Below are 22,580 nucleotides of genomic sequence, written 5' to 3' on the forward strand. Positions count from 1 at the left end.
TTGTTGATGCGTTTTCGTACCGTGAGAGAATTGACAGAAGTGGCTCAAACCATGAAAATCCCGATCTCTGAAGTGATGATCCGGCATGAGGAAGAAGTGATGAATCGTCCGCGGGCGGAGATTATGGAGGAAATGGGTAAAAATCTGGATGTGATGACAGAAGCGATCGAACGGGGATTGACGGAAGAAATCCGGTCTCACAGCGGCATTACCGGCGGCGATGCGAAAAAAATCCGGGCATACCGGGATAAAGGTGTTTTTTTATCCGGCACCACTGTTTTGGATGCGGTTTCAAAAGCCACGGCCGTGTCCGAAGTGAATGCCGCCATGGGAACAATTGTCGCAACCCCGACTGCCGGAGCTTGCGGAATTTTACCCGGAGCCATTCATGCCGCGGCTGACAAATTGCAATCGGACCGGGAAACGATGGTTCGCGCTTTATTCACAGCCGGGGCCATCGGATTTTGCATCGCCAATAATGCATGCATTTCGGGCGCGGCCGGGGGTTGTCAGGCGGAAGTGGGTTCAGCGACCGCCATGGCCGCCGCCGCTGTGGTGGAGATGGCCGGGGGAACCCCTTCGATATCGGCCGAAGCGGTTGCCATTGCGTTGAAAAACATGTTGGGGCTGGTTTGCGATCCGGTTGCCGGTTTGGTGGAAGCGCCTTGTGTGAAGCGGAATGCCATGGGGGCGTCCATTGCGCTGGTTGCGGCAGATATGGCGATGGCCGGGGTGAAGAGTGTGATTCCTGCCGACGAAGTGATTGATGCCATGTACAAAATTGGCCAATCCATGCCGGTCGCCTTGAAGGAAACGGCTCTGGGAGGGCTTGCTGACACTCCGACGGGAAGGGCATTGGAACAGCGGGTTTTCGGGAATTCCGGAAAATGAAGAACCTGCAGGAGATTTCCGTGGAAGTTCTTCCCGGAGTGGGGAAACAGAAAAAAGAAGCCCTTGCCGAGTTGGGGATCCATTCGATCGCTGATTTATTATCCTATTTCCCATACCGATATGAAGACTATCGTTTGAGTGACTTGTCTGAAGCCCGGCATGAAGAGCGGGTCACGGTGGAAGGGCAAGTCTACGGGCAACCCAGTGTCCGTTGGTACGGAAAGAAAAAATCAAGAATGACGTTAAAACTCCTGGTTCACGGTATTCCCGTCCAGGTGGTTTGGTTTAACCAGGCGTTTTTAAAAAATAAACTGCAAACCGGCAAAACGATTGTCGTCTCCGGAAAATGGGACCGGAACCGGATGCAACTGACGGCGGATCGCACCTTGATCAGTCCGTCGGAAATCGAAAAATATGCCGGCCGGTTTGAACCGGTTTACTCCGTCAGCGGAAAAATCAAGGTAAACTGGCTCCGCAAGCTGATTCATTCAGCCTTTCAAGCGTACGGCCGGGAGATCGGGGAAATTTTGCCGCAAGCATTAAGAAACAAGTACCGGTTGATTCCGCGGGCCACCGCCATGTATTATCTGCATTTTCCCAAAGGAAAAGAAGAAGGGAGACAGGCACGGCGGCGCATGGTTTATGAAGAGCTGTTCCTGTACGAATTAAAAATCATGTGGTTGCGACGGATCCACCGGACGAAGGGGAAAGGGCTGGCGCATGCGTTTCCGGATGAAAAAGTGGAGCAATTCATCAACGGATTGTCCTTTCCCTTAACCGGAGCCCAACAAAGGGTGACGCGCGAAATTCTCAATGATCTCCGGGAACCGGTACAGATGAACCGCCTGCTGCAGGGGGACGTCGGTTCCGGAAAAACGGTTGTGGCCGCCATCGCGTTGTATGCCAATTATTTGAGCGGGTATCAGGGGGCGATCATGGTGCCCACCGAAATTTTGGCAGAGCAACATGCTTCTTCATTGCAGGGGTTATTGTCTCCTTGGGGGTTAAATGTAATCACGCTGACGGGAAGCATGACGGCACGGGAAAAAAGAGAGGCGCAGGGTCAAATCAAGATGGGGCTGGCGGATGTGGTTGTGGGAACCCACGCTTTGATTCAGGAAGTGGTGGAATTTCGGAAATTGGGCTTGGTCATTACCGACGAGCAACACCGTTTCGGGGTGAAACAGCGGGCGATGTTCAGGGAAAAAGGGGAAGTGCCGGATGTGTTGCACATGACGGCGACGCCCATCCCACGGACGCTGTCGATCACGGTGTTTGGCGAAATGGATGTGTCCACGATCGATGAAATGCCGAAAGGACGGCAACCGGTCGACACATATTGGGTGAAAAAAGAATTGTGGCCGCGCATCGTGAATTTTATCCGGAAAGAATGCCAAAGCGGACGGCAAGCTTATGTGATTTGCCCGCTGATCGAAGAATCAGAAAAACTGGACCTGGAAAATGCGCAAGAAGTGTTTGAACAGCTTGTGACCGAGCTGGCACCCCTTCGGGTCGGATTGTTGCACGGGCGCATGCCGCCGGCGGAAAAAGAAGAAGTGATGCGTTTGTTTGCCGAAAATGATGTGCAGGTTCTTGTATCCACCACCGTGGTGGAAGTCGGGGTCAATGTCCCCAATGCCACCGTCATGGTGATTTATGATGCCGACCGGTTCGGACTGGCTCAGTTGCATCAGTTGCGCGGCCGTGTGGGCCGGGGCGGCGGGGCTTCCACCTGTATTCTGGTGGCCAACCCCAAATCGGAAACCGGCAATGAGCGGATGCGGATCATGACCGAAACCACGGATGGATTTGAGATTTCCCGCCGCGATTTGATGCTGAGGGGGCCCGGCGACTTTTTGGGAGTGAAGCAAAGCGGGCTTCCAGATTTTAAAGTGGCGGATTTAAACCAGGATTTCACCGTTTTGGAATATGCCCGCGCCGATGCGGCGGAATATGTCAGCCGCGATGATTTTGCGACCTCGGAAGAAACCAAACCTTTATATGAATATCTGTGTGCACAAAACCTGACAGAAGTCAATTTTGACTGAAACGGGTCTGAAACCGGTCATGGATGGCCGGTTTGTTTTTTTATCACAAACTTTTTCTTGTGAAAGACATAAGATATATTGTTCGAAACCGATCCGCCGACGGGCAAAGGTGGTGGATATTACGGCAGGAGGAGTGTTTTATGAATCAGCGTGACGCTTTTTATGTGGAGCTGGCGGAGGAGATTAACCGGACAGTCGGCAGAAATGCCGTTTCTCCCAAAAAAATTAAATCCTTGATCAATCAGTCCAAGCAAATTCGCAGAACTTACGGCAGGATGGGACTTTGGGCTTTTGCCCGGGAATTGCCCTGGCAGATCTTCACCCCCCGGGAAATCGACCGTTTGCAACGTTCGCCGCGTTGGCATGAATTATCCAACCGTTTTGTGGATGCGATGGTGATGGAAGGGGTCATCACTCCGTTTGAAGCCAACATGATCCGCCGTTATTTGTAAAAAAGCATGGGCCATTCAATCAGACGGACGTTGGGGTGTTGTCATATCGTATAGAGAAATCCGAGTGGAAAGGAGGAGAAGGATGGCCAAAAGAAACCGGGCAAAGAAAAAAGCGATTCGCAAGGTGCAAGCCCCTTCTGACAAGATTGAAAATCTGAAGGTCGAGGAAAATTGGGATGATGCCAAGCCGGAAGAAGCTCCGGTGGCCGTCAATGAATGGGAAGAGGACTGGTTGTTCGGGGATTTGTTCCTGCAACCGGAAGCCGATGAGCCGGCAGAACGCAAAGACTTTGAAGAAGAAAGATAGAATGGTTTTCATGCAAAAAAAATGGCTCGCCTCAATAGCGAGCCCCATGTTTCTTACGCACTCATGCGTAAGTCTTCAATGGGAGAGGAGAAACCGGAGGAAGAGCTTATTGGGGAAACGTAAGTCTTCTCCGCGGTTGACAGCATCGCAGCAGATGCTGTCATCCTTTATGATTTCCATTTTTCCGGCGTTCATACCTCTTCTTTGAATGTTTTTTACAGATTTTCTTTTGCCGGTTCTTTATGGTAGGATAAGAAACGTAATGCATTCATAATCTATTCATAAAGTCAGGTGTAAAAAACGATGCGAATCATTGCTGGAAAAGCCAAAGGAACCCGCTTGAAAATGGTTCCCGGCAAGCATGTTCGCCCGACGGCAGATCGTGTCAAAGAATCCTTGTTTCAAGTGATCGGTCCTTTTTTTGACGGCGGCATGGCTCTGGATTTGTTTGCGGGTACCGGCGCATTGGGGCTGGAAGCGTTGAGCAGGGGATTGGACAAAGCCGTTTTCATCGATTCTTCACGGACAAGCTGTGATGTAATCCGGATGAATGCCGGTGCTTCCAAATTAAGCGATTTCGTGGAGGTCTACCGGAATGACGTCCAACGGGCGTTGCCGCTTTTAAAAAAGCGCCGTTTGCAATTTGATTATATTTTCTTGGATCCTCCTTATAAAAAAAATTTACTGGCTCCCACGATTGAAAAGATTTCCAAGCACGGGTTGTTAAAAGAGGAAGGCTTGATTGTTGCCGAACACGAGGCGGAATGTGTTCCCCCGGAAGAAATTGGGGCTTTTCGACGTTATCGCTTGCTAAATTACCGGGATACATCGATTTCTTTATACGAATGGGGTGAGCCGAGTGAAAGTGGCAGTCTATCCGGGGAGTTTTGACCCGATTACGTATGGCCATTTGGATATCATTGAGCGCGGAAAAAAAGTGTTTGACAAAATTATCGTGGCTGTCTTGGTTAATTCTTCGAAAGATCCATTATTTTCAGTAGAAGAAAGAACGGAAATGATCCGGGAGGCCACCCGGCATCTTTCCAATGTCGAAGTGGACAGTTTTAACGGCTTGTTGGTCGATTACTTGAAAAAAAGAAATCCCCATGCCATCTTACGCGGCCTTCGGGCGATTTCCGATTTTGAGTATGAGTTGCAGATTGCTTCCATCAACCGAAAATTGAATGATAAGGTTGAAACCTTTTTTTTGATGACAAGCAATGAACATTCCTTTATCAGCTCGTCGATGGTCAAAGAAGTGGCCCGATACGGGGCGGATGTCAAAGATTTGGTTCCCGGGACCGTGGAAAAAGCGCTCCGAAAAAAATTCAGTGAAAATTTTGCCCGCTGAAATCAGGATCAGCGGGTTTTGTTGTAACGGAAGGATTCGGCGACGGCTTTTGTTTCCTGATAAACCAGCGCCAAAAACCAAATCAGGGTGACGGTGGCCGCAAAACCTTGCAAGATTCCCCAGACGGAAAACGCGCCCGGGGAAGTGACCGGGTGAAAGACGGATAGAATGGTTGTGTCATTTTGCAGAGAATGCTTGAAAAACGGAAAAATGAGTATGGTAATGAGCGCCGCCAGAAACCCGTGCAGGATTTTGGCGGCAAAATAAGGATAATACCGGATGTCTGTCCGACTGATCATGCTGGCGATTTGGGCATGGATGGAAAGGCCGTTCCACCCGATGATCAAGCTGACAATGGCCAATTTATAAAGCATCGGGACGGACGGGTCGACGGAACTGGCAACTTGCGAACCGACGGTAATTTCAAACAATCCGGCTAAAATGGATTCGGACAGTTCCGGCGGAAATGAAAAAAAGGTCAACAGATTGGAGATGCCTTTTAGTAGCGGTGCCGTGACTCCCACATAGTTGATCAGATGGGTCAACACGGAAAACATCATGATAAACCCGCCGATTAAAAGCAAGGTTTGAATGGCAGATGTGACGGATTGTCCGATGAGTTGCCCCAGTGTCCGGCCGTCTTGAATCCGGGCGCGGTGCATGGCCGCCATGGCACGGGTCAAAATAAACCCTTTTTTGATGCCGGGGGGTGGGGTCGGCGTGGCTTGTTTTTCATAAAAGCGCATGGAAAATCCGACGATAAATGCGCTGATATAGTGGGCAATGGCCAGGATCAAGCCGACGGATTTATTTTCAAAAAAACCGACAGCCACCGCTCCGAAAATAAACAAAGGTCCGGCGGTGCTGGTAAAGGATATCAAACGCTCCCCTTCTTCTTTGGAAACCAGATTTTGTTCCCTTAAACGGGCGGTCAGTTTGGCGCCCATGGGGTTCCCGGAAATCAAGCCCACGGCCATGACAAATGCACCGGCGCCCGGAACACGGAAGATGGGGCGCATCAAAGGTTCCAACAATACTCCGAGAAAATGGACCACTCCGAAGCCCATCATCATCTCCGCCGTGATAAAAAACGGCAACAATGCAGGAAAAACAACATCCCACCAAATATGTAATCCTCTTAATGATGATTTCACGGCTTGCTCCGGGTACATCACCAGGATCACCGCGATGAATAAAGCGACGGATGCCAGCAAAACGGTTTTGAATTGACTTCGGAGAAGGGCTGGATTCATATGCATTCTCTCCTCACAGTAGCTGCATCAATACTATGTCTACGCAACGGGGTGGCGGATTAGACCGTTTTGTCCAAATGTTTCGGAAATGCAGATGAGAAAGAAAGGTGGGAAAGGGATGACCAGACCCAAAATCGGATTGGCTTTGAGTTCGGGAGGGGCCAGGGGGTTTGCCCATTTGGGCGTTTTGAAAGTCCTGAAAGAAGAGGGTATTCCCGTCGACTGTGTGGCCGGGAGCAGCATGGGAAGCATCATGGCCGTTTTGTTGGCCAACGGTCTGGACCTCAACCTGTGCGAAAAGCTTGCTTGTTCCTTAAAAAGAAAATATTGGCTTGATTTTACGGTTCCGCGAAAGGGGTTTGTCCCGGGGGAAAAGGTGAAAGCGTTGATCCGTCTGCTCGCACATCATAAAACATTGGAAGAATTGCAGATTCCGACGGCGATTGTGGCCACCGATCTCGTTACAGGGGAACCGGTTGTATTCACCGAAGGGCCTGTCGACCAAGCGGTTCGGGCCAGCATATCCATTCCGGGCATTTTTGAGCCGGTGATCCGGGGAGATCAGGTGCTGGTCGACGGTGGGGTGGCGGACCGCCTGCCCGTTTCGGTGGTGAGAAAACTGGGGGCCGATTTCGTGATTGCCGTGGATGTCATTCCGAGGGCGCCGCAAGCTGAGATCCGAAATATTTTCGATGTAATTACACAAACTTTAATTATCATGGAAAAACAAATCACTGGCCAAAAACGGTCAACCGCCGACTTTTTGATCCATCCGGATGTGGGGGACATCCAAGTGACATCGTTTTCCAGAGTGGAAGAATGCATCCGGCGGGGGGAAGAAGAAGCCAGAGCCCAAATCGACAAACTAAAAGAACAAATCCATTACTGGCAAGGAGAGAAAGCATTGAATGAATCCATGGACTAAACGGGACCGGATCCGTGTCATTGCCTTCATCGGACTGGTGGCGGTTATCGGTGCCCTGTTTCTGATTCCCATCCCGTATTACACGATTTCGCCGGGATCGGCCGAAGATGTGAGCCCGTTGGTGAACATAAAGGGGCATCCGCCTGATGAGCAGGGGGAATTTTATCTGACGACGGTCTCGATGAAGGAAGGGGTCCTAGTTGATTATCTGTACAGTTTCCTGTCCGGGAATGTGGATTTGATTCCCGAAGAGAAAGTGCTGGCCGAAGACGAGTCGGACGAAGATTATGAACGCAGGCAAGCGGAAAGCATGCAAATGTCACAAAATCATGCCGTGATTGCCGCTTACCGGTATGCCGGGAAACCGGTCACGGTCCGGGTGCGGGGAATCGAAGTTTTGCGTTTGATCAACGGGTCCGTCGGGCTTGAGGAAGGGGACCTGATTACGCAAATCGATCATCAACCCGTCCGGTCGGTGGAACAGTTGACCGGTTATCTCAGCCGGAAAAAAGCCGGGGAGACGGTCCGTGTTCGTGTTATCCGCCAACAAACCCCCCGGGATCTCATGGTCCGATTGACTTCCCTGCCGGAAACAAATGGAAAAGAAAAAGCCGGCCTCGGCATTGTTCCCGTTTTAAAAACCGAAATTGAAACCGACCCTGCTGTCCGGATTGACAGTGCAAAAATCGGAGGCCCTTCAGCGGGGTTGATGTTTTCCCTGGAGGTGTTAAACCGGTTGATGCCGGATGATTTGACCCGTGGTTACCGGATCGCGGGCACCGGAACCATTTCACCCGACGGGCAAGTCGGCCAAATCGGGGGCATTGAGTATAAAATCGCGGCGGCGGCTGAAAAAGGGGCGGAATTCTTTTTTTGCCCCGCAGACAAAACCCCTGCAGACCAGAATGAAAAGTTGGCCAAAGCGACGGTGAAAGCAAAGAGATATTCGATGAAAGTGATCCCGGTCCGTTCTTTAAACGAGGCCGTGGCGTATTTGAAACGGTTGCCAAGTCAAAAACATTGACAGAGATTGGTTCGATATCTTATAATAACCCTGTTTTTACACAAGGAGTGGAATTATGCAGATTTCTCTGCACCAATTAAACCAGGCAAAAGATGGGCTGTTGTTTGTAGAGGATACGATCCACTTGACATTGGATGAAGAAGTATCCGGACTTGAACAATTAGCGCCGGTTGACGTGAAAGCCCGTGTGGAAATGGTTGATCCTCATTTCTTCGTCGCAAAAGGGGAATTGTCAACCACCGCTGTGTTTTCTTGCGCCAAATGTTTGAGTGAATTCAAGCAGGAAATCAAAGCGACCTTTGAAGAACACTTTACAGATGATCCGCACCGGGCCGTGGAATCCGAGGAGCAGGAAATTCATTTGGCCGATGAAAATAAACTGGATTTGACTCCGTTTATTCGGGAAGCCTTGTTGCTCCAATTTCCTTATATTCCTGTGTGCCGGGAAGATTGCAAAGGGCTGTGTCCGGAATGCGGAAAAAACCGGAACACCGAATCGTGCCGGTGCCGGGTTGAGAAAATCGACCCCCGGCTGGCGGTTCTGGGAGACTGGTTTCAAAATGATGCGTAACAGTATAGGAAACTTCCCGGGCTTGTGTTACATTCTTAGAGGGGGTGAAACAAATGGCAGTACCTTTTCGGCGTACATCCAAAACTCGTAAACGCAAACGTCGTACCCATTACAAACTTTCTGTACCGGGTATGGTAAATTGCCCGCAATGCGGAGCACCCAAATTATCCCACCGCGTATGCAAAGAGTGTGGATATTATAAAGGCTCTGAAGTGGAAGGAGTCGTGAACGACTGATTCACGGGCTCCGGAGAACAGGACTGGCGCTTTTTTCGCCAGTCTCTTGTTTTTTTGTTGTCAAATGAAGCTTTTTTTTATATACTGATTTAGTACCAGGTATTAATAACTGATCATAAAAACGGGAAAGGTGGTGACTCCGTTATGCGATTATCCAAAAAAGAACGGCAACAGCAAGTGATACGGGCTTTTGAAGACGAACCGTTCCTGACGGATGAAGAATGTGCCAAACGGTTTGGCGTGAGTATCCAAACCATCCGTTTGGACCGGTGGGAGCTGGGGATCCCGGAATTGCGCGAACGTATCAAGCACATGGCTGAGGACCATTTGGATCATGTCCGGTCCTTGTCGCTGGATGAAGTGATCGGTGACGTGGTGGATTTGCAGCTCGACCATAGCGGAGTTTCCATCCTTGAAATAAAAAAGGAGTATGTTTTTGCACGCAATCACATTGCGCGGGGGCATATTCTGTTTGCTCAAGCCAATTCGCTGGCCATCGCCGTTGCCAACGCGGAAGTCGCCCTGACCGGGGCGGCGGGAATCCGTTTTGTCAGACCGGTTTATCTGGGGGAAAAATGCATTGCCAAAGCCAAGGTCGTCAAAAAATTATCTTCCCGGTTGCAGGTGGACGTGCTGACAAAAGTAAACGGCGAAACCGTTTTTCAAGGCACATTTGATGTGTATTGCCTGGAAGATAAGGAGCTTGTTAAGGAGGAGCTTTGATGCGGATAGCAATTGATGCACATGGAGGAGATCATGCTCCGGACGCAGTGGTGGAAGGGATCAGACAGGCGAAAGAAAAATGGCCGGATTTAAAGATCATTTTAATCGGCCTGAAGGACATGGAAGATCAATTGGCCTTGGACGGCGTTGAGTTCCGGCCGGTGACGGAAAAAATCGAACCGGAAGACAAACCGACCCAAGCCGTTCGGCGGAAAAAAGATTCTTCCATCGTTGTGGGTTGCCAGATGGTCAGAAAGAAAGAGGCCGATGCTTTTATCAGCGGAGGAAACACCGGTGCGCTGATGGCGGCGGGTTTTTTTCACGTCGGCCGGCTGAAAGGAGTCGACCGCCCCGCACTGGCTCCCGTTTTTCCGACCCTCAACGGGAAAGGGATTCTCGTGTTGGATGTCGGCGCAAACCCGGAGGCCAAACCGGAGCATTTGAGGCAGTATGCGACGATGGGAAGCATTTATGCCGAAAAGGTGTTGGGTTTTGAGTCTCCGCGTGTCGGGTTGCTCAATATCGGGACCGAAGAGGGGAAAGGAACAGAACTTACCCGGGAAGCCTATGCGTTGATCGAAAAAGATTTGGCAGCCCGGTTTGTGGGAAATGTGGAAGCCCGCGACATTTTGGAAGGGCCTTGTGAAGTGCTCGTCTGCGACGGTTTTACCGGAAATGTGCTTCTGAAAAACACCGAAGGGGTGGCCAAAGCGGTTTTTGGCCGTTTGAAACAGGAACTCACGGCCAATTGGATGACAAAGTCCATGGCCGCCTTGTTGAAACCGCGCTTGAAAAAGTTTGCCCAAGCGATGGATTACAAGGAGCATGGAGGAGCTCCGCTTTTGGGGCTTAAGGGGCCCGTGATCAAAGCGCACGGTTCTTCCGATGCCAGAGCCTTTTATAATGCCATCCGGCAAACACGCCGGTTTCTGCAACACGATGTGATTTCGCGGATGGAAGAGGAATTGTCTTAGAAGAGAGGAGCTGGAAAATGAGGTCAGTGGGTATATTGGGAACGGGATCCTATTTGCCGGAGAAAGTGTTAACCAATGCCGATTTGGAGAAAATGGTGGATACGAATGATGAATGGATCGTAAGCCGGACAGGCATTCGTGAGCGCAGGATTGCGGCTCCGGATGAAGCTTCTTCCGATTTATCCGTCAAAGCGGCGGAAAAAGCATTGAAAAAAGCCGGGATCCGTGCCGAGGAGCTTGACATGATCATTGTCACGACCGTGACACCGGATATGAATTTTCCGGCGACGGCTTGCCTAGTCCAAGACCGGCTCGGTGCCAAAAAAGCAGCCACGTTTGATTTGTCGGCCGCATGCACCGGTTTTATATACGGAATATCCACAGGCGCACAGTTCATTGCAACCGGCGTATACAAATATGTGCTGGTGATCGGGGTGGAATGCCTGTCGCGCATCGTCGACTGGACCGACCGGAACACTTGTGTGTTGTTCGGCGATGGTGCCGGAGCCGCTGTGCTCGGTCCGGTGGAAGAAGGATATGGCTTCTTGTCTTTCGAATTAGGAGGAGACGGTTCGGGCGGCAACTTGTTGAATTTGCCGGCGGGAGGATCTCGTCTTCCGGCTTCTGAGAAAACCATCCAGGAGCGCCTTCATTATGTGCACATGTCCGGGCGGGAAGTGTTTAAATTTGCGGTGCGCGTGATGGGAAATGCCACCGAAGAAGCACTGGCCAAAGCAGGTTTGTCAAAAGAAGACATCGATTTTCTTGTTCCTCACCAGGCGAATATCCGCATTATCGATTCCGCGGTGAAACGGCTGGGCCTCACTGAAGACAAAGTGGTTGTGAACCTGGACCGCTACGGGAACATGTCGTCCGCTTCGATTCCGGTTGCTCTTGATGAAGCGGTGGAACGCGGACAGATTAAAAAAGGGGATACGATGGTTCTCTGCGGTTTTGGCGGCGGCCTGACCTGGGGGGCAACCGTTTTGAAATGGGCGTTGGATTAAAGAAGAGGGAGGAATCCGAGTGAGCAAAATCGCCTTTGTTTTTCCGGGCCAAGGTTCGCAAAAAACCGGCATGGGATTAGAAATTTACAAGGCCACGGAGACCGCAAAACAAGTGTTTGCCGATGCGGACAAAACCTTAGGGTATGCCTTGTCGCAACTTTGCTTTGAAGGGCCGGAAGAACAGCTTCGCTTGACGAAAAACACACAACCTGCCATCCTGACGACAAGCATCGCCTTGTGGAAAGTGCTGGATGAGCAGTTAGATCGAACACCGGATTTTGTAGCCGGGCATAGCTTGGGGGAATATTCCGCATTGGTGGCTGCAGGCTCCCTTTCTTTTGCGGATGCTGTTCTCACTGTACATAAACGCGGAACCTACATGGAAGAAGCGGTTCCGGCCGGTGAGGGGGCAATGTCTGCCGTAATGAACCTGGATCGCGACAAACTGGTGGAAATCTGCAAAGAGGTGTCGCACCAAGGACACGTGGTGGAACCGGCCAATTTCAACTCGCCGAATCAGATCGTGATTTCCGGTCACCAAGCGGCGGTCAAAGAGGCGGGGGAAAAAGCGTTGGAAGCCGGGGCGCGCCGTGTGATTCCGCTTTCGGTCAGCGGGCCGTTCCACTCTTCGTTGATGCAACCGGCCGCAGACCGTTTGGCGGACCATCTGGCATCAGTTCCGATCCGTGAGGCAGACGTGCCGGTCGTGGCCAATGCCACGGCACAAGGAGTGGCGGATTCCGAAGCGATTCAGCAACTGTTGGTGCAACAAGTGGCTTCCCCGGTTTTGTGGGAAGACAGTGTGCGATACATGCTGGAAGAAGGGGTCACCGTCTTTGTCGAGATCGGGGCCGGAAACGTATTGTCCGGGCTGATCAAAAAAGTGGACCGGAAAGTCAAGACCCTCTCCGTTCAGGATCCGGAATCGTTAAAACAAGCGGTGGAAACCTTACAATCTCTCAAATAGGGAAGGAGAGACTGCGGATGTTGACAGGGAAAATTGCATTTGTGACGGGCGGTTCGCGCGGGATCGGACGAGCCGTTGCGCTGTCTCTGGCCGATGCCGGTTGCGACGTGGCCGTCTTTTACGCGGGAAACCATCAGGCTGCGGAAGAAACGGTGGCGGCCATCAAAGAAAAAGGGCGCAATGCCGTGGCGGTTCAAGTCGATGTTTCCAAAGCGGACCAAGTGGAACGCGCTTTTAAAGAAGCGGAATCCACTTTGGGGAAAGTGGATATTTTGGTGAACAATGCCGGCATCACGCGGGACAACTTATTGATGCGCATGAAAGAAGAAGACTGGGAACAGGTGATTGACACCAACCTGAAAGGGGTCTTCCTGTGCACCAAAGCCGTTGCCCGCACCATGATGAAGAAGCGGAGCGGCCGGATCATCAACATCAGTTCCATTGTCGGCATTGTCGGCAATCCGGGACAAGCCAATTACGTCGCGGCTAAATCCGGAGTGATCGGAATGACCAAAACGATTGCAAAAGAACTGGCCGGCCGCGGGATCACCGTGAATGCCGTGGCACCGGGTTACATCGATACCGACATGACCAGCAAGTTGGATGACACGATCAAGGAACAGATGTTATCCGCCATTCCGCTGGGCCGGTTTGGCAAACCGGAAGATGTGGCGGAAGTCGTCAAGTTTTTGGCTTCCGATGCTGCCGCTTACATCACCGGCCAAACCATTCAGGTCGATGGCGGCATGGCCATGTAATCCGTTGATTGCTTGTCCACAACCAAATGCGTATAATACGAAAGGGAGGTGAAAGAAATGGCAGAAACAACGTTGGAACGAGTGAAAAAAATCATTGTGGAAAACTTGAGCGTTGAACCGAGTGAAGTAACGTTGGAAGCAAACATCAAAGAAGATCTCGGTGCAGACTCTCTCGATGTGGTGGATCTCATCATGGAACTCGAAGATGAGTTTGACATGGAGATCTCCGATGAAGAGGCTGAAAAAATCGCCACTGTCGGAGATGTGGTGGAATACATCGAAAAAAACCAACAATAAGCATTTTTTGTACTTATTTTAAAGTCCCGTATCATGCGGGACTTTACACACCTAATCGTATGAATGAGGAAAGGCGGTGGACCAGATGAACCGGGTTGTCATCACTGGTCTTGGAGTCATTTCTCCTCTGGGCAATGATATTGATACCTTTTGGAATCATTTAATTCAGGGAAAATCCGGAGTAAGTACGATCACGCGGTTTGACACTTCGGATTTTGCAGTCAAGATTGCTGCGGAAGTGAAAGATTTTAATCCATTGGATTTTATGAATAAAAAAGATGCCAAAAGAATGGACCGCTTTGTCCAATTTGCCGTGGCCGCATCAAAAATGGCGCTTGAGCATGCCGGGCTGGACATGGACAAAGTGGAAAAAGAACGGGTCGGCACTTACATCGGCTCGGGAATCGGCGGATTGGAAACGTTGGAGGAACAGCACAAAGTCATGATGAAACGGGGACCGCGACGGGTCAGTCCTTTCTTCGTTCCCATGATGATTGCCAATATGGCATCCGGCATCGTTTCCATTCAGATCGGGGCCAAGGGACCCAACAGTGCGGCCATTTCGGCATGTGCCACCGGAACGCACTGTGTCGGCGATGCGTTTAAAATTTTGCAACGTGGTGATGCAGACGTCATGATCGCGGGTGGAACCGAAGCCACCATTTTGCCGATGGCCGTTGCCGGTTTCTCAGCGATGGGGGCATTGTCCACCAACAATGAAGCTCCGGAGAAAGCCAGCCGCCCGTTTGACAGGGACCGTGACGGATTTGTCATGGGGGAAGGCGCCGGGGTGTTGGTTCTGGAAACCTTGGAACATGCGCAAAAACGCGGGGCCAACATCATTGCGGAAGTCGCCGGATATGGTATGACTGCGGATGCTTATCACTTGACAAGTCCCGATCCGGACGGGGACGGGGCAAAACGCAGCATGCTGATGGCTGTCAAAGACGCCGGACTGAAGCCGGAAGATGTGGACTACATCAATGCACACGGCACGTCCACCGATTACAATGACAAATTTGAAACCATCGCCATCAAAGGCGCTTTTGGCGAACATGCCAAACGTTTGGCCATCAGCTCAACCAAATCCATGACCGGCCATTTGCTGGGGGCAGCCGGCGGCATTGAAACCATTGCAACGGCACTCGCCATCAAAGAAGGCATTGTTCCGCCGACCATCAACCTGGAAAATCCGGATCCGGATTGTGATTTGGATTATGTTCCGAATGAAGCGCGGAAAATGCGGGTGCGTGTGGCCCTGTCCAATTCGCTCGGATTCGGGGGGCATAATGCGACCATTGCCTTGAAAGAATATCAGGAGGCATAAGGAAAAGGGGTGAAACGGAATGGATCTGGCACGATTGGAGCAAGTCACCGGATTAAAGTTTCATAACCGAAAACTATTCCAGCAAGCGTTCACCCACACTTCATTTGCACATGAGAAAAAGGCGACCGGCGTGCATCCGGATAATGAGCGGTTGGAATTTTTGGGGGATGCCGTTTTGGAATTGGCGGTTTCGGAGTATTTGTTTCAACGGTATCCCAAAATGAGTGAAGGAGACTTGACACGCACGAGGGCCCGTGTCGTGTGTGAAGCTTCCCTGGCTTCCTTTGCCAAAGAGTTGGGATTTGGCGAACATGTCCGCTTGGGAAAAGGAGAAGAGATGACTGGAGGACGTTCACGGCCATCTCTTCTGGCCGACGTCTTCGAAGCGTTTATCGGAGCGCTTTTCCTGGACAGCGGGCTGGAGCAGGTGAAAAAATTTTTGGAGCGCGTTGTGTTTCCAAAAGTGAATAGTGATTGGCTGAAAAACATGCTGGATGCCAAAAGTCAATTGCAGGAAGTCGTTCAGCAAGGACGGCTGGGAACTTTGGAATACCGCATTGTGGAGACAAGAGGTCCGGCGCATGACCGCCATTTTGTCGTCGAGGTGTGTTTGGACCAAAAACCCATCGGGAAAGGAACGGGCCGGTCCAAAAAAGAAGCGGAACAACGCGCGGCTTCAGAGGCGCTGGCAAGATGGAGAACTTAAGTGTATGAACCACCGCAAATATACATTACGGTGGTTTTTGTTTTGAAAGCGAGGGGGGAGAAACATGGAAGTGATTGCGCCCGTTTTTTTTCAAATTTTTTCAATCATGGCCATCATTCTCCCTGTGTCCGGGGGGATTTTTGCTTTGTTTTTGTTGTACAGAGGGGTGAAAGCACTGGAAGGGATCCGGGAAGCCTTGGAAAAGTCAGCCGGTGACCAAAAAACGAAAAAAGAGGAGCCCCGGGATGAACTGAACTGAAAAGGGGATAGACCTTTCCGTTGCCATCCATTATAATTGATAATAAATATCATTTTCAGCAAATGGAAAGGGGTTTTCAACATGCCCCCTGTCAGTTATGCAGTGGATATCTTACCGACGCAATTTCATATTGTCTTTCAGGAAGAAAATGATGCCTCTTTCATGTTGCTTTCCGGGCGGGAACTGTTGAAACAAGAAGTTTGCCTTCGTTTGTTGCAAGAGTGTTCGGAACGGATGAAGGTGAATTCCTTGACCGTTGTGGCTTCTCAATTTGCCAAACATTACAGTTTCACGGTTGTGGTTCCTGCCTTGTATGCGATGAGCGCGTTAAATGAACGATTGGATTTTTCGCCGGATAATGTGCGGATTCAAACCACCTGGCAACATCAGCAATTGAACATGCAATTGCAATTGCGCGATTGGAAAGCACAGCCGATGGGGGAGAAAAACCGGAAGTTTTTGCGTGAGCAATTATTGACATCATTATTTACTCATCATATTGCTCCTCTTTGGCAACAATTGCACCGTTTGACCGGCATTCCTTTGTCGATTTTGTGGGAAAACCTTGCCGGATATATTTATTGGTTGTATGAAGCCAAATTAAAAGAAGATGACCGGGTGAATCCGTCCCTGGCCCAAGATGATTTTCATTATTTGCTTTCCGGGGCGGAGGCCGGACTGTTTCGCGAAAAAGTTCAACCCATTGGCCGTTACTATGCCGGGGCTCAGGCAGGAGTCCGAAAAACTTGTTGTTTGTATTATCTGGCCAGTGAAGATCAGGTTTGTTGCCAAAATTGTCCGCGCTTGCAACAACGCGGCCCGGCCGGTGGATGAGCCCAATTCGATATTTCGGGAAAAAAGCCGCTTCGCCATGGACCGGGAGGTGGCTTTTTTGTTTGGAGGAAATAACGGTTATACCGGATAATCAAGTAATAAGTCTGAAAGGAGAGGCAGGATCATGGATTTTTGTTCGTATCAGGAATTTCAAAAAGTGGAAATAAGGATCGGGCAAATTGTCAGGGTTGCTCCTTTTCCAAAAGCCAAAAAGCCCGCTTATCAATTATGGATCGATTTTGGCGATAAGCTCGGAGTGAAAAAAAGCAGTGCCCAAGTGACAAAACATTATCAGCCGAAGGAACTGGAGGGCCGGAAAGTGGTCGCGGTCACCAATTTGCCGCCCAAGCAGATCGCCGATTTTCAATCGGAAGTGTTGGTGCTCGGAGTCGATTCGGTCCAAGGCGGAGTCACACTCCTCGGCATCGATCACGATGCTCCTTTGGGAAGCCGGGTTTATTGACGGACGGATGTTGATGAATCTGTGATCAATATGAAAAAAATCAATCCCTCCCGCTTTTTTGTGCTAAAATATATCAGTTCATCCGCTTTGTAAGGATTGTGCTCTTTCTTCACGGACATGAGAAGAGCATTATTTTTTGGGGAGAGGAGGGCTGTTTGTGTATTTAAAACGACTGGAGATGAATGGTTTTAAATCTTTTGCCGACCGGACGGATTTGGAGTTTGTTCCCGGGATCACCGCCGTGGTCGGGCCGAACGGCAGCGGAAAAAGCAATGTGACCGACAGCATCCGCTGGGTTTTGGGGGAGCAAAGCGCCAAATCCCTGCGCGGCAATAAAATGCAGGATGTGATTTTCGCCGGCAGCGACACCCGCAAACCGGCCGGTTTTTGTGAAGTCTCGATGACGTTTGATAATTCGGATCACCGCCTGCCCCTGGATTATTCCGAAGTGACCATCACCCGGAGGGTATACCGTTCAGGGGAAAGCGAGTATCTCTTGAATAAACAACCTTGCCGGTTGAAAGACATCCATGAGTTGTTCATGGACACCGGGATCGGAAAAGATGCCTACTCCATGATCGGGCAAGGCAAGATCGATGAAATTTTAAGCTCAAAATCCGAAGACCGCCGCATTATTTTTGAAGAGGCGGCCGGGATTGTCAAATACAAAACGAGGAAAAAAGAAGCCGAAAAAAAACTGGAGGATACCGAACAAAACCTGGCGCGCATCCATGATTTGATCCATGAAATTGAAAGCCAGGTGGAGCCTTTAAAAGAACAGGCCGATAAAGCCCAAAGATTTAAAGAATTGAAAGAAACCTTGAAAAATGTGGAGATCGGCTTATATGTACATAAAATTGAATCGTTGCACGATGAATGGGAAAATGTGACGACGCGAGCGAAAGAATTGAAAAATACACAGGTTTCCCTGGCGGCCGAAGTCACAAAAAAAGAAACTGCTTTGGAAGAATTAAAACAATCGCTGCATGAAGTGGAAACCTTGTGGGAGCAGATCCAAACCCGTTTGATTACCATCAGCGAAGAGCTGGAAAAAGCGGAAGGACAAAAAGAAGTGCAATTGGAGCGGGTGAAAAATCGCAAAGAAAACAGACAACAATTAATTGAGCGGATTTCCCTGTTGAAGGAAGAATTAAAGCGGTTAAAAAGCGAAGAAGAGCAGGCAGCCGGTGAACTGGAGCGGAAAAAACAAGAATTAAAGGAAAAAGAAAAAGAGCTTGCGGTATTTAAATTGCGCCTGACGGGAGTCACCGGCGATGAGGGCGAGCAGCTGAAATCATTAAATGAGAAGTGGCAGGCCCATGAGAAAAAATTAGTGGCTCTCTCCAGTGAAAAGCAATATACGAAAGATCACCTCAAACAGTTGGAAGAACGGGCCCGGTCGCTCGGTGAGGCGAAAAAGCAATTGGAGAAAGAGGAAAAAGAACACAAAAAGCAATCGGAACAATTGGCCGCTTCGATCCGTGAAGTGGAACAGGCATTGAAACAGGCGGCGGATGAAGTGCGCACCCTTGCGGAAGAACGCGAACGGCTGGAAGAAGAAGAGAAAAAGTGGACCGGGGAATTGCGCCAGGCCGAGCAGGTGTTTAACCGCCTCCGCTCCCAGTTGGAATGGATGCGGGAAGTGGAAGCGGAGCATCAAGGGTTTATGCAAGGGGTGAAAGAAGTTTTGCGTGCCCGTGACCGGGGCGTTCCTTCCTTGAAGGGGGTTCACGGGGCGGTGGCCGAACTCCTTCAGGTGCCGGAGGAATATGAAGCGGCGTTGGAGACTGCTTTGGGAAGTGCTTTGCAGCATATCGTCGTGGAAGATGAAGCCACCGGACGTGGCGGAATCCGCTATTTAAAAGAAAGAAGATTGGGACGGGCCACGTTTTTGCCGCTTTCTGTCATCAAGCCCCGAAACATGGAATCATGGGAATTGGACAGCTGCCGCCGGGTGGACGGTTTTGTGGGCGTCGGGTCCGACCTGATTCAGTATGATCCGCGTTACCAAACATTGTTTTCTTATTTGTTGGGCAGAGTGGTTGTGACACGAACCCTGGAACAGGCCAATCAACTGGCGCGGATTTTGTCTTACCGCTACCGGGTGGTGACCCTGGACGGAGATGTGGTCAATCCCGGGGGATCGATGACGGGAGGAAGCCGCAAACAAAGCAAAACCAATCTTTTGGGCCGAAACCGCCAATTGGAAGAATTGGAGACCCGGTTGAAAGATGCGGAAACCAAGGTGCGCCAGGTACAACAGACTTTGGATGAGATCAACCGCCGCAAACAGGAACTGGAAGACAAATGGGAACAGGTCCGCAAACAAGGAGAAGAGCGGAGACTGAGAGAACAGGAATTGCGCGGCAGGGAACGCGAGTGGTCGTTGGCCCGGCAAAATGTGGCGCAGAAAAAAGAAGAAATCCTGGCTGAGATCGGGCAGGTGAAAAAACAAAAAGAAGCTTACCGTGCGCAGTTGGAAAACATCGAGCGGGAAATCGCCACGCTGCAAAAAGAGCAGGAAGCCCTTGAGCAACTGTTGAAAGAGTCGCAGGAAAAAGCGAAAGAGCAGGCCCATACCCGGGAAGAAGTCAGCGAAAAAATCACGGAATTGCGCATCCAGGTGGCACAAGTCAGCCAGGAAATCACAAATCTGGAGCAAAACTTGCGCCGCACGCGGGAAGAAATCAAGCGGGTCACCGGGCAAAAAGAAGCGGCCGCGAGCGAACTGGAAGCGCTCGAAAACCACCAGGAGAATAACCAGGTTCAGATGGACCGGTTGGAAGAAACAATCCGGCATCTCAAAACAAACAAAGAGCAAGTCCAGACGCAATTGAATGAAATCCGCAAGCGGCGTGAACAGATGTTGCTCATGCGGGAAAACCAAGAAAAAGAGGTCCGCCAGATGCAACAATCGCACCGGAAACAGGAGCAAGACCTGCATGAATTGGAAGTGCGCGGCAACCGCCTGGATGTGGAATTGAATCACTTGTTGAACAAGCTGGCGGAAGAATATGAGATCAGTTTCGAACGGGCCAAGCAACAGTATCCCGTCCCGGAAGAACCCAAACAGGCGGAAAAGGAAGTCCGTTCGCTGAAAGGAAAAATCGCCGCCCTCGGCGATGTCAACCTGGGTGCGATTGAAGAGTATGAACGGTTGAAAGAGCGTTACGACTTTCTGAAATCGCAGGAAACCGACTTGCTGGAAGCCAAAGAAAAACTTTTTGAGATTATCCATCAGTTGGTCGAAGAAATGGGCCGGCGGTTTGAAGAAAGCTTTGAACTGATCCGCATCGAGTTTCAAGATGTGTTTGTGAAAATGTTTGGCGGCGGCCGGGCGGATTTGAAACTCAGCGAGCCGGACAATCTCTTGGAGACCGGCATTGACATTATTGCACAGCCGCCCGGGAAGAAGTTGCAAAACCTGAATCTGCTCTCCGGCGGGGAAAGAGCCCTTGCGGCGTTGGCGCTTTTGTTTGCGGTGCTCCGGATCAAGCCGGTTCCGTTTTGCGTACTGGATGAAGTGGACGCGGCTTTGGATGAAGCCAATCTGACGCGATACACGCAATATATGCAGGAATTTTCGGGGGAAACGCAGTTTATCATTATCACCCATCGCAAGCATACCATGGAAGGTGCCGATGTGCTGTATGGAATTACCATGCAGGAATCGGGCGTATCCAAACTGGTATCGGTGAAGCTGGAAGAGTATGATGATAAAGTGGAAGTTGCCGCCACAAAGGAATAATGCAAGAGATGGGAGGAACAACATGAGTTTTTTCCGGAAATTAAAGGATCGCGTGTCCAAAAAAACGGAGACGGTCACCCAGAAGTTTGTGACCGGATTGAGCACGAGCAGGGATCAATTTGTCGGAGCCATCTCCAACCTGTTCAGCGGACGCAGCAAAATTGACGAGGATTTGTATGAAGAATTGGAGGAAATTCTCATTGGCGCCGATGTGGGGGTCCAAACCACGATGTACTTGGTGGAGCGTCTGCGCGATGAGGTGAAAGAGCGGAAAATCAAAGACCCCGTGGAATTAAAACCGCTGTTGTCGGAATTGATCGCCGAGATTCTCACGAAGGATGAAGAGGAACAGGGATTGCGGTTTAATGAAGACGGTCTGACGGTTTTTTTGTTCGTGGGGGTCAACGGCGTCGGAAAAACCACCACGATCGGAAAACTGGCACACCGGCTTAAAAATGAAGGAAAGAAAGTGGTGTTGGCCGCGGGAGACACCTTTCGCGCCGGGGCCATTGAACAGTTGGAAACCTGGGGCCGTCGCGCCGGGGTGGATGTGATCAAACATCAAGCCGGTTCCGATCCGGCGGCGGTCATTTATGACGGCATTCAGGCGGCCAAGTCCCGCAAAGCGGATGTATTGCTTTGTGACACGGCCGGCCGGCTGCAAAACAAAGTGAATTTGATGGAAGAGTTGAAAAAAGTCCACCGCGTGGTGACCCGGGAGGTGCCCGGAGCGCCGCATGAGGTTTTATTGGTGCTGGATGCCACCACCGGACAGAATGCATTGGTGCAAGCGAAACAATTCCGGCAAGCAGTCAATGTTTCCGGAATCGTCCTGACCAAACTGGACGGCACGGCCAAAGGCGGAATCGTGATTGCCATTGACCATGAGCTGGGATTGCCCGTGAAATTGGTCGGGCTGGGGGAACAAGCGGATGACTTGCAGGAATTTGACGCGGAACAATTTTTGCATGCCTTGCTGCAGGACATGATGGAAGAGGAAACTTCCGAAAGCTGAAAAATTTTTGCTTTCAAGGAAAAATCCTTGACATTGCTTTGGGTCTCCGATATATTATACAACCGTAAAGGTTATTGCCTTGACGGCGTTTGGGGGGAACTCCCGTGTTGGATCAAACTACCCAAATGAATTTGCTTTATGATTTTTACGGCACGTTGTTGACGGAAAAACAACGTTCGTTGCTTGAGCTATATTACGTGGAAGACTGGTCATTGGGTGAAATCGCCGAGCATCAGGGAGTCTCCCGACAGGCAGTCTATGAGGCGATTAAACGAGCCCAATCCACCATGCTTGATTTGGAAGAAAGTTTGGGATTGGTGAAAAGTCACCTGAAACGGCAACAATTGATCGAAACGATCAAGAGCCGGTTAGATCAAATGCCAGAAGCAGCAAAAGCGATCGGGCCGTTGATCCGGGAGTTGGAGAAGCTCGATTAATCAGCCA

25 protein-coding genes are annotated in these 22,580 nt (G+C 50.4%); 24 read left to right on the forward strand and 1 reads right to left on the reverse strand.

All coding sequences use genetic code 11. The annotated features are described in order from the left end of the window. Positions 1–6 precede the first annotated feature (6 nt). The 6 genes from sdaAA (at position 7) to coaD (ending at position 5,049) form a co-directional block, all read left to right on the forward strand. The gene (gene sdaAA / locus I8U21_RS06975) at positions 7–891 is read left to right on the forward strand and encodes an L-serine ammonia-lyase, iron-sulfur-dependent, subunit alpha (protein ID WP_198053572.1); all 885 of its coding nucleotides are present in this window, start codon (positions 7–9) and stop codon (positions 889–891) included. Beyond that, complete coding sequence (gene recG / locus I8U21_RS06980; protein WP_181730777.1) at positions 888–2,939, forward strand: ATP-dependent DNA helicase RecG; 2,052 nt, start codon at positions 888–890, stop codon at positions 2,937–2,939. The genes sdaAA and recG overlap by 4 nt, the downstream gene beginning before the upstream one ends. Positions 2,940–3,079: 140 nt before the next feature. Then, positions 3,080–3,391 (forward strand): hypothetical protein, encoded by a 312-nt coding sequence (locus tag I8U21_RS06985; RefSeq protein WP_181730776.1) that lies wholly within the window; start codon positions 3,080–3,082, stop codon positions 3,389–3,391. An 82-nt stretch (positions 3,392–3,473) separates the two neighbouring features. Then, positions 3,474–3,698: a hypothetical protein gene (locus I8U21_RS06990; RefSeq protein ID WP_181730775.1), complete on the forward strand. Its 225-nt coding sequence runs from the start codon at positions 3,474–3,476 to the stop codon at positions 3,696–3,698. A 303-nt stretch (positions 3,699–4,001) separates the two neighbouring features. Beyond that, on the forward strand, positions 4,002–4,589 hold the full coding sequence (gene rsmD / locus I8U21_RS06995; protein ID WP_181730774.1) for a 16S rRNA (guanine(966)-N(2))-methyltransferase RsmD: 588 nt from the start codon (positions 4,002–4,004) through the stop codon (positions 4,587–4,589). Continuing rightward, positions 4,558–5,049: a pantetheine-phosphate adenylyltransferase gene (coaD, locus tag I8U21_RS07000; protein ID WP_181730773.1), complete on the forward strand. Its 492-nt coding sequence runs from the start codon at positions 4,558–4,560 to the stop codon at positions 5,047–5,049. The genes rsmD and coaD overlap by 32 nt, the downstream gene beginning before the upstream one ends. 8 nt (positions 5,050–5,057) lie before the next feature. On the opposite strand, the gene ylbJ is transcribed toward coaD, so the two are convergent. Continuing rightward, positions 5,058–6,302 (reverse strand): sporulation integral membrane protein YlbJ, encoded by a 1,245-nt coding sequence (ylbJ, locus tag I8U21_RS07005; protein WP_198053573.1) that lies wholly within the window; start codon positions 6,300–6,302, stop codon positions 5,058–5,060. 118 nt (positions 6,303–6,420) lie between these two features. On the opposite strand from ylbJ, the gene I8U21_RS07010 reads away from it, so the two are divergent. The 18 genes from I8U21_RS07010 (at position 6,421) to I8U21_RS07095 (ending at position 22,573) form a co-directional block, all read left to right on the forward strand. After that, a complete protein-coding gene (locus tag I8U21_RS07010; RefSeq protein WP_198053574.1) occupies positions 6,421–7,227 on the forward strand; it encodes a patatin-like phospholipase family protein in 807 nt (268 codons plus the stop codon). Next, entirely contained in the window at positions 7,211–8,251 is a 1,041-nt protein-coding gene (locus I8U21_RS07015) for a SepM family pheromone-processing serine protease (RefSeq protein WP_181730770.1), read from the forward strand. The genes I8U21_RS07010 and I8U21_RS07015 overlap by 17 nt, the downstream gene beginning before the upstream one ends. A gap of 55 nt (positions 8,252–8,306) precedes the next feature. Further along, on the forward strand, positions 8,307–8,822 hold the full coding sequence (locus tag I8U21_RS07020) for a YceD family protein (protein WP_181730769.1): 516 nt from the start codon (positions 8,307–8,309) through the stop codon (positions 8,820–8,822). A 53-nt stretch (positions 8,823–8,875) separates the two neighbouring features. Beyond that, positions 8,876–9,058, forward strand: a complete 183-nt coding sequence (rpmF, locus tag I8U21_RS07025; protein ID WP_082240639.1) for a 50S ribosomal protein L32 — start codon at positions 8,876–8,878, stop codon at positions 9,056–9,058. A 144-nt stretch (positions 9,059–9,202) separates the two neighbouring features. Further along, positions 9,203–9,781 (forward strand): transcription factor FapR, encoded by a 579-nt coding sequence (fapR, locus tag I8U21_RS07030; RefSeq protein ID WP_181730768.1) that lies wholly within the window; start codon positions 9,203–9,205, stop codon positions 9,779–9,781. Next, entirely contained in the window at positions 9,781–10,755 is a 975-nt protein-coding gene (gene plsX, locus I8U21_RS07035; protein ID WP_181730767.1) for a phosphate acyltransferase PlsX, read from the forward strand. Before fapR ends, plsX begins: the two co-directional genes overlap by 1 nt. Before the next feature lie 17 nt (positions 10,756–10,772). Then, a complete protein-coding gene (locus I8U21_RS07040; protein WP_198053575.1) occupies positions 10,773–11,762 on the forward strand; it encodes a beta-ketoacyl-ACP synthase III in 990 nt (329 codons plus the stop codon). A 19-nt stretch (positions 11,763–11,781) separates the two neighbouring features. Continuing rightward, positions 11,782–12,729 (forward strand): ACP S-malonyltransferase, encoded by a 948-nt coding sequence (fabD, locus tag I8U21_RS07045; RefSeq protein ID WP_198053576.1) that lies wholly within the window; start codon positions 11,782–11,784, stop codon positions 12,727–12,729. Positions 12,730–12,746: 17 nt separating this feature from the next. Further along, positions 12,747–13,487, forward strand: a complete 741-nt coding sequence (fabG, locus tag I8U21_RS07050; RefSeq protein ID WP_181730764.1) for a 3-oxoacyl-[acyl-carrier-protein] reductase — start codon at positions 12,747–12,749, stop codon at positions 13,485–13,487. A 57-nt stretch (positions 13,488–13,544) separates the two neighbouring features. After that, positions 13,545–13,784 (forward strand): acyl carrier protein, encoded by a 240-nt coding sequence (gene acpP / locus I8U21_RS07055; protein WP_037994838.1) that lies wholly within the window; start codon positions 13,545–13,547, stop codon positions 13,782–13,784. A gap of 85 nt (positions 13,785–13,869) precedes the next feature. After that, positions 13,870–15,111 (forward strand): beta-ketoacyl-ACP synthase II, encoded by a 1,242-nt coding sequence (fabF, locus tag I8U21_RS07060; RefSeq protein ID WP_181731201.1) that lies wholly within the window; start codon positions 13,870–13,872, stop codon positions 15,109–15,111. Positions 15,112–15,130: 19 nt separating this feature from the next. Beyond that, entirely contained in the window at positions 15,131–15,817 is a 687-nt protein-coding gene (gene rnc, locus I8U21_RS07065) for a ribonuclease III (RefSeq protein ID WP_181730763.1), read from the forward strand. A gap of 64 nt (positions 15,818–15,881) precedes the next feature. Continuing rightward, complete coding sequence (locus I8U21_RS07070) at positions 15,882–16,076, forward strand: DUF8066 domain-containing protein (protein ID WP_181730762.1); 195 nt, start codon at positions 15,882–15,884, stop codon at positions 16,074–16,076. Positions 16,077–16,157: 81 nt separating this feature from the next. Next, a complete protein-coding gene (locus I8U21_RS07075; RefSeq protein WP_181730761.1) occupies positions 16,158–16,910 on the forward strand; it encodes an IucA/IucC family C-terminal-domain containing protein in 753 nt (250 codons plus the stop codon). A 124-nt stretch (positions 16,911–17,034) separates the two neighbouring features. Next, positions 17,035–17,373, forward strand: coding sequence for a tRNA-binding protein (locus I8U21_RS07080; protein WP_198053577.1), 339 nt, complete (start codon positions 17,035–17,037; stop codon positions 17,371–17,373). Positions 17,374–17,530: 157 nt separating this feature from the next. After that, a complete protein-coding gene (smc, locus tag I8U21_RS07085; protein WP_181730759.1) occupies positions 17,531–21,121 on the forward strand; it encodes a chromosome segregation protein SMC in 3,591 nt (1,196 codons plus the stop codon). A 22-nt stretch (positions 21,122–21,143) separates the two neighbouring features. Then, on the forward strand, positions 21,144–22,136 hold the full coding sequence (gene ftsY, locus I8U21_RS07090) for a signal recognition particle-docking protein FtsY (RefSeq protein ID WP_181730758.1): 993 nt from the start codon (positions 21,144–21,146) through the stop codon (positions 22,134–22,136). Positions 22,137–22,240: 104 nt separating this feature from the next. Then, complete coding sequence (locus I8U21_RS07095; RefSeq protein WP_181730757.1) at positions 22,241–22,573, forward strand: putative DNA-binding protein; 333 nt, start codon at positions 22,241–22,243, stop codon at positions 22,571–22,573. Positions 22,574–22,580: the final 7 nt, after the last annotated feature.

Source organism: Thermoactinomyces sp. CICC 23799, assembly GCF_016055145.1.
GTDB classification, from domain to species: Bacteria; Bacillota; Bacilli; order Thermoactinomycetales; family Thermoactinomycetaceae; genus Thermoactinomyces; species Thermoactinomyces intermedius.

Excerpts from the sequence above, each read along its gene's own strand:
- I8U21_RS07075 (WP_181730761.1), top strand. The coding sequence starts at position 16,158 with ATGCCCCCTGTCAGTTATGCAGTGGATATCTTACCGACGCAATTTCAT.
- rsmD (WP_181730774.1), top strand. The coding sequence starts at position 4,002 with ATGCGAATCATTGCTGGAAAAGCCAAAGGAACCCGCTTGAAAATGGTT.
- fapR (WP_181730768.1), top strand. The coding sequence starts at position 9,203 with ATGCGATTATCCAAAAAAGAACGGCAACAGCAAGTGATACGGGCTTTT.
- I8U21_RS07040 (WP_198053575.1), top strand. The coding sequence starts at position 10,773 with ATGAGGTCAGTGGGTATATTGGGAACGGGATCCTATTTGCCGGAGAAA.
- rpmF (WP_082240639.1), top strand. The coding sequence starts at position 8,876 with ATGGCAGTACCTTTTCGGCGTACATCCAAAACTCGTAAACGCAAACGT.
- sdaAA (WP_198053572.1), top strand. The coding sequence starts at position 7 with ATGCGTTTTCGTACCGTGAGAGAATTGACAGAAGTGGCTCAAACCATG.
- recG (WP_181730777.1), top strand. The coding sequence starts at position 888 with ATGAAGAACCTGCAGGAGATTTCCGTGGAAGTTCTTCCCGGAGTGGGG.
- I8U21_RS06985 (WP_181730776.1), top strand. The coding sequence starts at position 3,080 with ATGAATCAGCGTGACGCTTTTTATGTGGAGCTGGCGGAGGAGATTAAC.
- fabG (WP_181730764.1), top strand. The coding sequence starts at position 12,747 with ATGTTGACAGGGAAAATTGCATTTGTGACGGGCGGTTCGCGCGGGATC.
- ylbJ (WP_198053573.1), bottom strand. The coding sequence starts at position 6,302 with ATGAATCCAGCCCTTCTCCGAAGTCAATTCAAAACCGTTTTGCTGGCA.
- I8U21_RS07015 (WP_181730770.1), top strand. The coding sequence starts at position 7,211 with ATGAATCCATGGACTAAACGGGACCGGATCCGTGTCATTGCCTTCATC.
- I8U21_RS07020 (WP_181730769.1), top strand. The coding sequence starts at position 8,307 with ATGCAGATTTCTCTGCACCAATTAAACCAGGCAAAAGATGGGCTGTTG.
- plsX (WP_181730767.1), top strand. The coding sequence starts at position 9,781 with ATGCGGATAGCAATTGATGCACATGGAGGAGATCATGCTCCGGACGCA.
- rnc (WP_181730763.1), top strand. The coding sequence starts at position 15,131 with ATGGATCTGGCACGATTGGAGCAAGTCACCGGATTAAAGTTTCATAAC.
- I8U21_RS07070 (WP_181730762.1), top strand. The coding sequence starts at position 15,882 with ATGGAAGTGATTGCGCCCGTTTTTTTTCAAATTTTTTCAATCATGGCC.
- fabF (WP_181731201.1), top strand. The coding sequence starts at position 13,870 with ATGAACCGGGTTGTCATCACTGGTCTTGGAGTCATTTCTCCTCTGGGC.
- I8U21_RS06990 (WP_181730775.1), top strand. The coding sequence starts at position 3,474 with ATGGCCAAAAGAAACCGGGCAAAGAAAAAAGCGATTCGCAAGGTGCAA.
- I8U21_RS07080 (WP_198053577.1), top strand. The coding sequence starts at position 17,035 with ATGGATTTTTGTTCGTATCAGGAATTTCAAAAAGTGGAAATAAGGATC.
- I8U21_RS07010 (WP_198053574.1), top strand. The coding sequence starts at position 6,421 with ATGACCAGACCCAAAATCGGATTGGCTTTGAGTTCGGGAGGGGCCAGG.
- acpP (WP_037994838.1), top strand. The coding sequence starts at position 13,545 with ATGGCAGAAACAACGTTGGAACGAGTGAAAAAAATCATTGTGGAAAAC.
- ftsY (WP_181730758.1), top strand. The coding sequence starts at position 21,144 with ATGAGTTTTTTCCGGAAATTAAAGGATCGCGTGTCCAAAAAAACGGAG.